This is a genomic window from Rhizobacter sp. OV335, from assembly GCF_900142965.1.
Lineage (GTDB): Bacteria > Pseudomonadota > Gammaproteobacteria > Burkholderiales > Burkholderiaceae_C > Rhizobacter.
Genome location: NZ_FRCQ01000004.1, coordinates 55,303 through 67,779 on the forward strand (window position 1 = coordinate 55,303; position 12,477 = coordinate 67,779).

A 12,477-nucleotide genomic window follows, 5' to 3' on the forward strand; every position below is an offset into this window, starting at 1 on the left:
CCGGGGTGGCGGATCCCGTGCGCCGCTATGCTCGTCCGGAGCCGGGGAGCCCCGCCGGAAGCGGCGGTCCGAGCGAGGTCACCGATGACATCCAAAGAACCTGCGGCGGGTTCCACGCCCCAGCGGCGCGGCTGGCTGGCTTCCGTGGCGCGGATTCCGGGCGGTGGCATCGCGATCGCGCTGCTCATCCGCGTGCTGCTGTTCAGCACCGCGGTCACGCTGCTGCTGACCATCCTGCAGCTGACGCTCAGCTACCGCAGCGAGCGCGCGCGCCTGGAAAGCCGCTTCGGCGAAATCGACCAGGCCAGCTCGCGCAGCCTCAGCGAGAGCCTGTGGGCGCTGGACTCCAAGCAGCTCGAGGAGCAGCTCGAAGGCATCGTGCGCCTGCCGTCCATCCGCGCGGCCGAGGTGCGCGAGACGGCGTCGTCCTCCCATGCGCTGACGGTCCTGCGCGGCGAGCGGCAGACCGCCCGCTCGGTGGTGAAGGAATTTCCGCTCGCCTGCTGCGGCGACCATCCGCAGGTCATCGGCGTGCTGCACATCGAGGCCACGCTGGCCGACATCTACCGCGACCTGGCGGCACAGGCCGTCGTCATCCTGCTCAGCAATGCCGCCAAGACCTTCCTGGTCGCGCTCTTCATCCTGTTCGTCGTGCACCGGCTCGCGACCCGCCACCTGCTGGACATCGTCGCGTCGATCGGCAACGTCACGCCGCAGGCCCAGGCACCGCCGCTGCAACTGCGGCGCCAGCAGTCCCGTGGCGATGAACTCGACCAGCTGGTCGATGCCCTGAACGCGATGCGCGAGCGGCTGGCCCAGCATGCGGCGGAGCTGGGCAACGCCAATGCCCGCATGGCGATCATCCTCGACAACATCCCGGACCTCGCCTGGGTGAAGGATGCCGACGGGCACTACGTCGCGGTCAACCGCGCCCTCGCCACCACGCTCGGCTTCGAGAACCCGGGCCAGATGATCGGCAAGACCGACCTCGACGTCCATCCGCCGGAGCTCAGCCGCTCGTACCTGCTCGACGACGCCGAGGTGATGGCGTCGAGCACCAGCAAGCGCATCGAGGAGCAGCACGTGCGCGCCGACGGCAGCAGCGCGCTGGTGGAAACCATCAAGACGGCACTGCGCGACCGCGACGGCCGCGTGACCGGCACGGTCGGCATCGCCCGCGACATCAGCGGGCGCCAGCAGGCCGAAGCCGACCGGGTGGCCCGCCACGCCGCCGAAGCGGCCAACCAGGCCAAGAGCGAGTTCCTGGCCAACATGAGCCACGAGATCCGCACGCCGATGAACGCCATCCTCGGCATGTCGTACCTGGCCCTGCAAAGCGGGCTCGACCCGCAGCAGCTCAACCAGGTCCAGAAGATCCACGGCGCGGCCGAATCGCTGCTCGGGATCATCAACGACATCCTCGATTTCTCGAAGATCGAGGCCGGCAAGCTCGACATCGAGTCGATCGACTTCGACCTCGGCGACGTGCTGGAAGGCCTGGGCCACCTCGTCGGCATGAACGCCGAGGAGAAGGGGCTGGAGCTGCTGATCGCGTTGCCGCCGCAGCTGCCCCGCGCGCTGGTGGGCGACCCGTCGCGGCTGCGCCAGGTGCTGCTGAACCTGGGCTACAACGCCGTCAAGTTCACCGAACGCGGCGAGGTGGTCATCGCGATCGCGATCGCCGGGCGCGGGGCCGGCACGATCGACCTGCGCTTCGAGGTGCGCGACACCGGCATCGGCATGACGCCCGACGAACAGCAGCGCCTGTTCCAGCCCTTCACGCAGGGCGACGCGTCGACCAGCCGGCGCTACGGCGGCACCGGCCTGGGCCTGTCGATCAGCCGGCGCCTGGTGGAACTGATGGGCGGCGAGATCGGCGTCGACAGCGCGCCGCGCCGGGGCAGCATCTTCCGCTTCACGCTGCGCTTCGGCCTGCAGCCGGAGCCGGCCGACACGCCGGTGTCGCACGAAGCAGAGCTGCGCGGCCGGCGCGCGCTGGTGGTCGACGACAACGCCTGCGCGCGCGAGCTGCTGGCCAGCATGTGCACCGCGCTCGGCCTCGACATCGACACGGCCGCCGACGGCCATGCCGCGTTGCGCATGGCGCGGCGGGCGGACGCGGCCGGTACGCCCTATCACCTGGTGCTGCTCGATTGGAAGATGCCCGGGCTCGACGGCGTCGAATGCGCGCGCCTGCTGAGTCTCGATGAAAGCCGGCGCCATGCGGCGCCGACCGTGCTGATGGTGACGGCGTTCGGCCGCGATGAAGCGCAACGGCAGCTGGCGCAGCGCCAGGTCCGCGTCGGCGCCTTGCTGACGAAGCCGGTTTCGCCGTCGACGCTGTTCGATGCCTGCGGCGAGGCACTGGGCCTGGCGCGGCCCCGTGCACCGCGCGCGATGCAGCGCCAGGAGGCCTTGCACGGGCACCAGGCGCAGTTGCGCGGCGCGCAGATCCTGCTGGTGGAAGACAACCCGATCAACCGCGAGATCGCGCTCAGCATCCTGGGCCGCGCCGACATCGCCGTCAGCGTGGCCTGCGACGGCCGCGAGGCGCTGCAAATGCTGGCGGGCCAGCGTTTCGACGGCGTGCTGATGGACTGCCAGATGCCGGTGATGGACGGCTACGAGGCCACGCGCGCACTGCGCCTGCAGCCGCAATGGCGCGAGCTGCCGGTGATCGCGATGACCGCCAACGCGCTGGTCGGCGACCGCGACAAGGTGCTGGCGGCCGGCATGAACGACCACGTCGCCAAGCCGATCAACGTGGATCAGTTGTTCGCCACCCTCGCCCGCTGGATCCATCCGGCCGCGGCGGCGCCCGACGACTCCCCCGCGATCGACCGCGAGGCCGGCATCACCGCGACGATGGGTGACGAGGACCTGTACCGGCGCCTGATGCGCATGTTTCGCGACCGCGAGACGGACTTCGCGCCACGCTTCCGGGCCGCCCGCGCGGCGGGCGAGATGGCCACGGCGATGCGCATGGCGCACGACCTGAAGAATGTCGCCGGCACGCTGGCCGTGCGTGCCGTGCACCAGGCGGCGGCCGAGCTTGAACGGGCCTGCATCGACGAGATCGACGACGCCGGTGTCGAGCCGCTGCTGCGCAAGGTCGAGCGGCTGCTGGGCCCGGTCATGGCCGAGCTGGTCGCACTCGGTTGAACGCCCGCGTCAGCGGCCGCGCTTGGCGTCGTACCAGAGTTCCGGGCGATCGGAGGGCGTGCCCGGCGTCAGCAGCGGGTTGGTCAATTCGATCACCGTGCGCGTCTCGAGGCGCGCCTTGCGCAGCCACTCGCCGAAGTACTGCCGGAACAGCTTGTCGAACGAACCGTCGGTGATGGCCCTCTCGAGGCCCTCGCGGATGTCTTGCGCGAGCCGGGTGTTCTTGCGGTTCACCATGAAGTAGGCGTCGTAGAAGTAGTGCAAGGCGAGGTGCGGCTCGACGTCCAGCGTGTCGGCATTGAGGGCCTGCTCTTCCCAGATCTCCATCATGCTGCGCGGGAAGTAATCGAAACGCTTGCCGGTGAGCATCTTGAACAGGCCCTCGTAGCGCGGCGCGGTGATCACGTCGATGCCGTTGGCCCGCAGGATCTGCGTGTCCGGCCACTCCTGGCCCTGCGCGAGCCGCAGGCGCTTCAGGTCGGCCAGCGTGTCGACGCCGGCGACCAGGCCCTGGTCGCCCTTGCGGATCAGGCCCAGGCGCCAGCCGAGCAGGCCCTTGTTGATCGGGATGTAGATCGGCAGCAGGCGCGCCTCGCGCTCGGCGGAACTGGGGATCGGTCCGACGTCGATGCTGCGGCCGGCCTCGATCTCGAGCACCTGCCGCTCCTGGTTCATCGCGGTCTCGGCCGGCTGGAGGCGGTACTCGGTTGCGACCTTCGACAACGCGAGCTGCAGCAGTTGCAGTGCATAGTCGTAGCGGTGGTCGCCTTCGAACTCGGGTTTCGGAACGCGGACGATCTCGACCGCGGAAGCGGCCAGGTGGGCTGCGAACAGCACGCATGCCAGCAGGCGAGACACCATCCGCATGATCATCTCCTCGACGTCCGGGCGACGCGGCGATCATACGGCGCGGGCGTGTTCGGTGGCTCCAGATCGTCGCTCCGATTGCGCCGATTCGGACGGGGATCCACAATCCGGCACCTGCGTCGGAACAAGCGGACGGACGAGTCCTCTGGCCGATGCAACATGTGGCTCGTCTGTGGCAACCAGAACGAGGAGACAAGCGATGCTGGACCTCAGCGAGGTCATCTCTTGAGCGCTTCCGGGCGCATACGGGTGTCGCCCGATACCAGTACTGCGGCACGGGTCAGCGCAGTCGTCGTCGAGAACAGGATCCGCAACGACACCGTCGAGACCGGCGCTTTGATCGCAGCAAACGGCACGACGCTTGCTCAGCACACTGGTCATGCCGATCGCGTCCCGTTCACGGTGCAAGAGCTCCTTGGCGGTGCCGGCGCCACCTTCACGCACAACCACCCGCGAAACACCGGGCCCAGCGTCGGCGACGTCACGATCGGATGCGAATTCGGATTTCATGAGGTCAGGGTTGTGACGCGTAACCATCGATACATGGTCGAGCACCTCGACCGTATTAAAGTCGCAGACCTCCAAGCCGAATACGACCGGGAGGAAGTTCGGATCGATCGGCTGCTGCAGGATGAAATTCGCTGCAACAAATTGCACCCGAACGATTTCGGATGCGAACTGGTTCACCGAACGTGGCTGCGCCTGTCCGGCAAGTGGCATTTTCAGTACAGGAGAGAAGACTCATGAACGCCAGCTTTCTTGTAGAAGCCGCAGACGGCACCTTCATTCGGAAGACTCGCGAAGAGTTGTTGCCCGAGGACCGCCTTGTGTTTGACGGGCCCGGCGCGTTCAGTGGCGTTGAGGCGGCCCAGAGGCGACTGGATGCCGACATCGCGAGCGCCGGCGGCCTGGAGGAATGGAAAGCTCAGTCGCCGGCCAGCACGTCGTAGCGGGCGGGCCTGCAGAGCCCACCTCCTCCGTCCCCTCACTCCGTCCTCGCGTTCCCCGCCTTCACCACCACCACCAGCGCGAGCAGCACGCCCGCGACGGCGAGATCGGCCTCTCGCAACGCCAGGGTTGCTACCCGTCGCCGGGCGCGCGGGCGCTGACCCGCTCGTGCGCCACCTTCGCGAACCCGAGCACCGCCTGATCAGCGGCGGGCCCTTGATTCACGCGTCGGGCGCGGTCGCGATCAGCCGGACGCCCAGCCCGAACAGCACGACGCCCGCGCTGCGGTCGACCCAGGTCTTGCAGCCGAGGTAGACCTTGCGCGGCCCCTGCGACGACAGCAGCAGCGCGACGAACGCGTACCAGCTGGCCTCGACCGCGAACACCGCGGCGACGAGCGCGATGCCGAAGCCGGCCGAGAAGCTGTGCGGCAGGAAGGCCGCGAACACGCTGCCGTAGACGATCGCCGTCTTCGGGTTGCTGAGCTGGGTGGCCAGCCCACGCCACAGCGAGCGCCCGAACTGCCGGGGCTCGTCCGCGCCGCCGGACTGCAGCGTCAGCGATTCGCGCGCGCCGCGGAAGATCAGGAAGCCGAGGTAGCAGAGGTAGAGCCCGCCGCCGAGCTTCAGCGCGAAGTACAAGGTGGGCACCGCCATCAGCACCGCCTGCAGCCCGAGCAAGGCCATCGTGGCGAACGCCATGCCGCCGAGCCCCATGCCGAGCGCCGCCGCGACGCCCTGCGAGCGGGAGCCGGCGACCGACATGCGCGCCACCATCACGAAACTGGGTCCCGGGCTGACGACGCCGACGGACAGCGCGGCGACGATGCCCGCCAAGGCGATGAGTTCCTGCACGATTCGATCTCCTGTTGAAGTGGCGGCGAGGATACCCCTCGACGCCGGGTTGCCGTGACCCACAATGGGTCACGTGCGATGGATCAGCGCTTGCGATTGGTCAGCATCACGCCGAGCACGCTCAGCGCGCCGCCGATGCCCATCGACGCCGTGATGGTCTCGCCGAGCAGCAGCGACGCGAGCGCGACGCCGAACACCGGCACCAGGTTGTTGAACACCACCGTGCGCGACGGGCCGATGGCCTTCACGCCTTCGCCGTACCAGACGAAGCCGAGCACCGTGCCGAATGCGCCGAGGTAGACCACGGCCGCCCAGACCGGCCACGCCACCTGCCGCCACGCGACATCGGCCCATTCGCCGGCCGACCCGAGCAGCAGGAACGACAGGCCCCACAGCGCGGCCCAGGTGGTCGCGACCAGCGGGCTCAGCCCGGCGAACGCGACGCGGCCGATCACCGTGTAGGCGGCCCAGCTCAGCACCGCGCCGAACATCAGCAGCTCGCCGGTACCGATCGATCGGCTGATGTCGTGCAGGGCCGCGAGCGGGCTGCCACGCGTGATCACGACGACGGCGCCGGTCAATGCCAACGCAATGCCCCACCACTGCAGCGGCCTCAACCGCTCGCGGAACACCAGGCTCGCGGCCACCGCCGTCACGACCGGGTTCAGTGCGACGAACAGCGCGGTGCGGCCGGCCGGCATGCGTGCCAGCGCCGAGAAGAAGCACAGGTTGTAGAGAAAGATGCCGGTGAGCCCGAGGCCCGCGGTGGCCACGCATTGGCGCCAGCTCAGCCGCGGCAGGCCGCCGGCCGAGCGCCAGGCCAGCGGCAGCAACAGCAGCACCGCGACGCCGAAGCGCAGCACGGCGGCCACCGCCGGCGGCATCGCCTGCGCGAGTTCCTTGCCGGCGATGAAGGTGCCGCCCCAGAACAGCGCGACCATCACGAGCTTGGCGTAGACGATGCTGGTGTTCGGCGGGCCCCACGGGGGCGAAGCGGCGATGGTGGCGGTCATGAAGGCGTGTGGATCGTTGGTCGGCGCCGGATGCTAGTTTTCATGGGTCGTCATGGTCAAATGAGCAAACGCTCATACCTGGTGCACGGCCGCCCATGGCCTTCTCATGACCCCGCCATGACCTTCACCCAACTGGAAATCTTCGCGCTCGTCGCCGAGCTCGGCGGCTTCACCGCGGCAGCCTCGCGCCTCGGGATCGGCCAGTCGGCCGCTTCGCACGCGCTGAAGGCGCTCGAGAAGGAACTGCGCGTGTCGCTGATCTCGCGCCACCCGACGGCGTTGAAGCCGACCGAGATCGGTCAGCAGGTGCTGCTGCGCGCGCGCGAGATCCTGAACCTGGCCGAGGCCTTGAAGCAGGAAGCCGCCGCGGTGGGCGGACTGAGCCAGGGCGTGCTGCGCATCGGCTCGTTCGGGCCCACCTCGTCGGTCCGGCTGCTGCCCGGCATCCTGGCCGAGTTCCGCCGCGGCTTTCCGGGCATCGAGGTCTATGTCGACGAAGGCGAAGACAGTGCGGTGACGCGCTGGATCCTCGAAGGCCGCGTCGACGTCGGCTTCGTGGTGCTGCCCGACGAGCGCTTCGACACCACGCCGCTGCTGGTCGACGAGCTGATGGCGCTGGTGCCCGCGGCCCACCCGCTGTCGAAGGCGCGCAGCATCGCGCCGGCCGATCTGATCGGCATGCCGTTCATCCTCACGCAGGCGGGCAGTTCCTCGCTGGTCGAGAGCCGCTTCAGCGCGCTGGGCCTGCACCCCGACATCCGCTACCGCGTCTCGCAGATGGTCACGATCCTGGCGATGGTCGACCGCGGCGAAGGCGTGTCCATCGTCGCCGAGCACGCCCTGCCCGAGCGGCTCGAGACGCACTACCCGGGCATCGTGGCGCGACCGCTGCGCCCGGTCGCACGCCGCCAGATCGGCCTGGCGGTGCGCAGCCTGCGGCAGGCCTCGCCGGCCGCGAAGGAGTTCCAGAAGATCGCGGCGCGTGTGTGCCGCCCGAAGCTCACCGCGAAGAAGGCCTCCGCATGACCGCCCCCGTTGCGGCGCGGGGCTGATCAGCGGCGCAGCCGCCCGCTCGCGTCGACGATCGACAGGTCGACGAAATCGAGCCCGGTGTGGTCGGTCGGGCTGTAGTTGATGCGCATGCCGCCGAGGTCGTAGGCCGACATGCCGTTCAGCGCAGCCAGCACCGATGTTCGGTTCGGCGCGCGGCCGGCGCGGCGGATCGCCTCGACCAGCACCTTCGCGTCGGCAAAGCCCTCGACGAGCGCCGGCGTGATGTCCTCGACGTGCGCCGCCTTCGCGAACTCGAGCACCTCCTTGATCAGCGGCGACGCGATGGCCCGCTCGTTCGGGAACACCTGCGCGATGATCGTGCCGTGCGCGTTGGACTTCATCAGGTCGATGAAGCCCTTCGATGCGTTGTTCGACAAGGTGACGATCTGCGATTGCAGGCCTGCCGCGCGGATCAGCGCGGTGCCGCCGGACACCGCCTGCGCCGAGCCGACGAACAGGATCGCCTGCGGCTCGGCCTTCTTCAAGGCCTCGACCGTCGGCCCGAATTCGGGCTTCTGCTGGTTGAACTGGCCGGCGAACACCGGCGTGATGTGGCCCGTCTCGAAGCCGGCGCGCGCACCGGCCATCGCATCGAGCCCCGACGAATCCTCCGGGTACACGACCGCGATGCGGCTCACGCCCACGCTCATCAGGTGCTCGATCGCACGCTGGGCCTCGCGCGACGACGACGCGCGGACGTTGAACACATAGGGCTGCACCGGCTTGCGCAGCACGGCGGCGCCGGTCAACGGCGCCACCAGCGCGATCTTCGATTGCTCGAGCACCGGCAGCATCGCCTGGGTCTGCGGCGTGCCGCGGCTCAGGAACAGCGCGACCACCTTCGGGTCGGCCGCCAGCGTCTTCGCGTTCTTCGCGGCGAGCGGTGCCTCGAAGTGATCGTCGAGCGACACCAGTTCGAGGCGCTGGCCGTCGATGCCGCCACGGGCGTTGATCGTGTCGAAGTACAGCGTCGCGCCGGCCGTCATGTCGCGCACGCCGGCCGCGACGGGACCGGTGAAACCAGCCGTCTGGCCGATCCGGATCTGGCCTTGGGCAGGTGCCAACACCATCAGGCTGGCGGTCACTGCCAGCAGACTCTTCCACATGTGCATTCAAGCTCCCTGGGCGTGGAAAGGTTCCACTTGTCGTACAAGTCTAGTGATCGACGTCACGAATCCTGTTGAAGCACCTGGAAATTCGGCGGCAAGAAGTCACGGTTTCCGCGGCAAGGTCATCGCTTGACATTCCCACGCGGTCAGCCCCTAGACTCCGCCCGAGCCTGAAATCTCCATCCGCCTTGAGAACCGTCCGCGCCCTCTTCGTGATCTTCCTTGCGCTGCTGATGCCCCTGCGGGCAGCAGTCGCCGGGGCGATGCTGTGCCCGACCGGTGGCGCTGCTGTAGCTCACCAGCAGCACCAGGGGATGTCCGACGACTCGGCCGCTGCGCATGCGCATCACGAGGGCATGCACCACAACGAGGCAGAGCCGTCTCCCGCGCCCGATGCGCACGACACCGGCTGCAACCTCTGCGCGGCGTTCTGCTCGATGACCCCGATGCCGAGCACCGCGCCGACGATCGAGCCGTCGATGCTTGCCGCCACGCTGAGCTTCCCGGCGCTGCGCGCGCCGGCCCCGAGCTTCCAGTCCGACGGCCAGGACCGTCCACCCCGAAGCCGCTGACCCCGCGAGGGCCCGGTGACCGGGCCCGAGGGTGCTCGCGCGTCCCTGCGCGGGCTGTTGCCGACCCCGCCCTGCGGGCGCCGGCGATTCAACCGACTTCGAACCATGAACCTGAACCTGTCGAAGGTGGCCGGCGCCTTGTCGCTGCTGGCGCTGACCGGCTGCGCGTCCTTCTCGGCGGACGGCGGCTTCGACCGCGTCGCGTCGCTGACGCGCGAACGCACCGGCATCGCGCCGGACTCGTTGCGCACCCCCGCGGCGTCCGACGCGGCACGCACCCGCAGCACCGAGCTGCTGCAACAGCCGCTGACGCCTGACGCCGCGGTCGAACTCGCGCTGCTCAACCACCGCGGCCTGCGCGCGAGCTTCGCCGAACTCGGCATCGCCGAGGCCGATCTGGTGCGCGCCGGCCGCCTGCACAACCCCTCGCTGCGCTTCGGCCGGCTGGCCGGCGGCGGCAGCGTCGAGATCGACCGCGCGGTGATCTTCGACGTGCTGGGGCTGCTGGCGATGCCGACCGCGTCGCGCATCGAGCGCGACCGCTTCGAGCTGGCCCAGCTGCAGGCCGCGGCCGATGCGGTGAGCCTCGCCGCCGAGGCCCGGCGCGCCTTCTTCGACGCGGTCGCTGCGCAGCAACTGCTGGGCTATGCCGAGCAGGTGAAGGAGGCCGCCGACGCGTCGGGCGAGCTCGCACGGCGCATGGCGGCCGCCGGCAACTTCAGCAAGCTGGAGCAGATGCGCGAGCAGGCGTTCCAGTCCGATGCGCTGGCGCAGTGGCTGCGTGCGCGCCACCAGGCGGTGGCCGGGCGCGAACGGCTGGTGCGCGCGCTCGGCCTGGCCGACGACCTGCCGTCGTTCACGCTGCCCGAGCGCCTGCCCGAGTTGCCGCCCGCGCCGGTCGACGCGCAGAACGCCGAGCAGGCCGCGATGGACAAGCGCCTCGACCTGCTGATGGCGCGGCGCAACGCCGAATCGACCGCCGCCTCGCTCGGCTTGACGAAGGCGACGCGCTTCATCAACGTGCTCGACGCCGGCTACCAGAACCAGAGCAGCCGCAGTGACCAAGGCAGCGAGCCGCGCCGCAACGGCTACGAGATCACGTTCGAGCTCCCGCTGTTCGATTTCGGAGGCGCCCGCGTGGCGCGCGCCGAGGCGACCTACCGGCAATCGGTGGACCGTGCCGCGCAGCTCGCGCTGCAGGCGCGCTCCGAGGTGCGCGAGTCGTACTCGGCCTACCTCGGCGCGTACGAGCTGGCGAAGCACTACCGCGACGAGGTCGTGCCGCTGCGCAAGCGCATCTCCGACGAGCAACTGCTTCGCTACAACGGCATGCTCGGCAGCGTCTTCGAGCTGCTGGCCGATGCGCGCTCGCAGATCGCCGGCGTGACCGGCGCGGTCGAGTCGCTGCGCGACCACTGGATCGCCGAGAGCGCGCTGCAGACGGCGCTCGCCGGCCGCTCGCCTGTCAACGCGCCCACCGCTGACTCCCCCGACATGCCCCGCTGACGGAGCCCCCATGACCCAACGCAGAACCTTCTTCAAGGCCGCCGGCGCGACGCTGCTCGGCGCCGCCACCGTCAGCCGCGTCGGCGCCGCCTCGCTGCCCGAAGCGGCCACGCAATCGAGCGCGACGATGCAGCCGCCCCCGCCACCGCCCAACGGCCGCCCCTTCAACCCGATCGTCACGCTGAACGGCTGGTCGCTGCCGTGGCGCATGAAGGACGGCGTCAAGGAGTTCCTCCTGCTGGCCGAGCCGGTGGTGCGCGAGATCGCGCCCGGCATGAAGGCCAGGCTGTGGGGCTACAACGGCCAGAGCCCGGGCCCGACCATCGAGGCGGTCGAGGGCGACCGCGTGCGCATCTTCGTGACGAACCACCTGCCCGAGGTCACCAGCGTGCACTGGCACGGCATCCTGCTGCCGTCGGGCATGGACGGCGTGACGGGCCTGACCCAGCCGCCGATCGAGGTCGGCAAGACCTTCGTCTACGAGTTCGTGCTGCAGCGCTCGGGCACCTTCATGTACCACCCGCATGCCGACGAGATGACGCAGATGGCGATGGGGATGATGGGCCTGTTCATCGTCCACCCGAAGGATGCGCGGCAACTGCGCGTCGACCGCGACTACGGCTTCATCCTGAACGCCTACGACGTGGAGCCGGGGGCGGCGACGCCGCGCGTCAACACGATGCTCGATTTCAATTTGTGGACCTGGAACAGCCGCGCGTTCCCCGGCATCGACCCGATCGTCGCGCGCACCGGCGAGCGGGTGCGCATCCGCGTCGGCAACCTGACGATGACCAACCACCCGATCCACATGCACGGGCCGCACTTCGAAGTGACCGGCACCGACGGCGGCTGGGTGCCGAAATCGGCCCGCTGGCCGGAGGTGACGACCGACATCGGCGTCGGCCAGATGCGCGCCTTCGAGTTCGACGCGCTGGCGGGCGACTGGGCGATCCATTGCCACAAGTCGCACCACACGATGAACGCGATGGGTCATGGGGTGCCGACGATGATCGGCGTCGACCACCGCGAGGTCGCGCAGAAGATCGCGAAGCTGGTGCCCGACTACATGGTGATGGGCGACAAGGGCATGCACGACATGGCGGTGATGGAGATGCCGCTGCCCGACAACACGCTGCCGATGATGAGCGGCACCGGACCGTTCGGGCCGATCGGCATGGGCGGCATGTTCAGCGTGGTGAAGGTGCGCGACGACCTGCAGCGCGGCGACTTCCGCGACCCCGGGCCGTACCGCCACCCGCCCGGCACGCAGGCGCATGAATTCACCGGCGAGGTCGGCGCCGCGGTGCGCGCGCCGTCCGCGCCACCCGATGGCAGCACGCTGCAGATCCGCAAGCCGCAGGGCCACGCCGGCCACTGATCACTCTTGACCCCC

11 protein-coding genes are annotated in these 12,477 nt (G+C 69.5%); 7 read left to right on the forward strand and 4 right to left on the reverse strand.

All coding sequences use genetic code 11. The features are described from left to right. Positions 1 to 84: 84 nt before the first annotated feature. Positions 85 to 3,162, forward strand: coding sequence for a response regulator (locus BUE42_RS05505; protein WP_159445369.1), 3,078 nt, complete (start codon positions 85 to 87; stop codon positions 3,160 to 3,162). 9 nt (positions 3,163 to 3,171) lie between these two features. On the opposite strand, the gene BUE42_RS05510 is transcribed toward BUE42_RS05505, so the two are convergent. Beyond that, complete coding sequence (locus tag BUE42_RS05510; RefSeq protein ID WP_073463849.1) at positions 3,172 to 4,029, reverse strand: substrate-binding periplasmic protein; 858 nt, start codon at positions 4,027 to 4,029, stop codon at positions 3,172 to 3,174. A gap of 225 nt (positions 4,030 to 4,254) precedes the next feature. Here BUE42_RS05510 and BUE42_RS05515 point away from each other — a divergent pair, with 225 nt between their 5' ends. Both BUE42_RS05515 and BUE42_RS05520 read left to right on the forward strand, forming a co-directional pair. After that, positions 4,255 to 4,776, forward strand: a complete 522-nt coding sequence (locus BUE42_RS05515) for a hypothetical protein (RefSeq protein WP_143171314.1) — start codon at positions 4,255 to 4,257, stop codon at positions 4,774 to 4,776. Beyond that, positions 4,773 to 4,979, forward strand: coding sequence for a hypothetical protein (locus BUE42_RS05520; RefSeq protein ID WP_073463535.1), 207 nt, complete (start codon positions 4,773 to 4,775; stop codon positions 4,977 to 4,979). Before BUE42_RS05515 ends, BUE42_RS05520 begins: the two co-directional genes overlap by 4 nt. Positions 4,980 to 5,198: 219 nt before the next feature. Here the strand turns inward: BUE42_RS05520 and BUE42_RS05525 are convergent, their stop codons facing one another. Beyond that, a complete protein-coding gene (locus BUE42_RS05525; RefSeq protein ID WP_073463537.1) occupies positions 5,199 to 5,831 on the reverse strand; it encodes a LysE family translocator in 633 nt (210 codons plus the stop codon). Between the two features lie 83 nt (positions 5,832 to 5,914). Beyond that, a complete protein-coding gene (locus tag BUE42_RS05530) occupies positions 5,915 to 6,844 on the reverse strand; it encodes a DMT family transporter (protein WP_073463539.1) in 930 nt (309 codons plus the stop codon). A 117-nt stretch (positions 6,845 to 6,961) separates the two neighbouring features. Here BUE42_RS05530 and BUE42_RS05535 point away from each other — a divergent pair, with 117 nt between their 5' ends. Then, the gene (locus BUE42_RS05535; RefSeq protein WP_073463541.1) at positions 6,962 to 7,870 is read left to right on the forward strand and encodes a LysR family transcriptional regulator; all 909 of its coding nucleotides are present in this window, start codon (positions 6,962 to 6,964) and stop codon (positions 7,868 to 7,870) included. 26 nt (positions 7,871 to 7,896) lie between these two features. On the opposite strand, the gene BUE42_RS05540 is transcribed toward BUE42_RS05535, so the two are convergent. Continuing rightward, positions 7,897 to 9,009 carry an ABC transporter substrate-binding protein gene (locus BUE42_RS05540; RefSeq protein ID WP_073463543.1) on the reverse strand — a complete coding sequence of 371 codons (1,113 nt, stop codon included), beginning with the start codon at positions 9,007 to 9,009 and terminating at the stop codon, positions 7,897 to 7,899. Positions 9,010 to 9,194: 185 nt separating this feature from the next. Here BUE42_RS05540 and BUE42_RS05545 point away from each other — a divergent pair, with 185 nt between their 5' ends. From BUE42_RS05545 to BUE42_RS05555, 3 genes are all read left to right on the forward strand, one after another. Continuing rightward, complete coding sequence (locus tag BUE42_RS05545; protein ID WP_143171315.1) at positions 9,195 to 9,578, forward strand: hypothetical protein; 384 nt, start codon at positions 9,195 to 9,197, stop codon at positions 9,576 to 9,578. A gap of 105 nt (positions 9,579 to 9,683) precedes the next feature. Next, the gene (locus BUE42_RS05550; RefSeq protein WP_073463547.1) at positions 9,684 to 11,084 is read left to right on the forward strand and encodes a TolC family protein; all 1,401 of its coding nucleotides are present in this window, start codon (positions 9,684 to 9,686) and stop codon (positions 11,082 to 11,084) included. Between the two features lie 10 nt (positions 11,085 to 11,094). Continuing rightward, on the forward strand, positions 11,095 to 12,462 hold the full coding sequence (locus tag BUE42_RS05555) for a multicopper oxidase family protein (RefSeq protein WP_073463549.1): 1,368 nt from the start codon (positions 11,095 to 11,097) through the stop codon (positions 12,460 to 12,462). Positions 12,463 to 12,477: the final 15 nt, after the last annotated feature.

Bases quoted from the DNA above. Each gene is read 5' to 3' on its own strand.
- BUE42_RS05530 (WP_073463539.1), bottom strand. From the start codon at position 6,844: ATGACCGCCACCATCGCCGCTTCGCCCCCGTGGGGCCCGCCGAACACC.
- BUE42_RS05555 (WP_073463549.1), top strand. From the start codon at position 11,095: ATGACCCAACGCAGAACCTTCTTCAAGGCCGCCGGCGCGACGCTGCTC.
- BUE42_RS05510 (WP_073463849.1), bottom strand. From the start codon at position 4,029: ATGCGGATGGTGTCTCGCCTGCTGGCATGCGTGCTGTTCGCAGCCCAC.
- BUE42_RS05520 (WP_073463535.1), top strand. From the start codon at position 4,773: ATGAACGCCAGCTTTCTTGTAGAAGCCGCAGACGGCACCTTCATTCGG.
- BUE42_RS05535 (WP_073463541.1), top strand. From the start codon at position 6,962: ATGACCTTCACCCAACTGGAAATCTTCGCGCTCGTCGCCGAGCTCGGC.
- BUE42_RS05550 (WP_073463547.1), top strand. From the start codon at position 9,684: ATGAACCTGAACCTGTCGAAGGTGGCCGGCGCCTTGTCGCTGCTGGCG.
- BUE42_RS05540 (WP_073463543.1), bottom strand. From the start codon at position 9,009: ATGCACATGTGGAAGAGTCTGCTGGCAGTGACCGCCAGCCTGATGGTG.
- BUE42_RS05505 (WP_159445369.1), top strand. From the start codon at position 85: ATGACATCCAAAGAACCTGCGGCGGGTTCCACGCCCCAGCGGCGCGGC.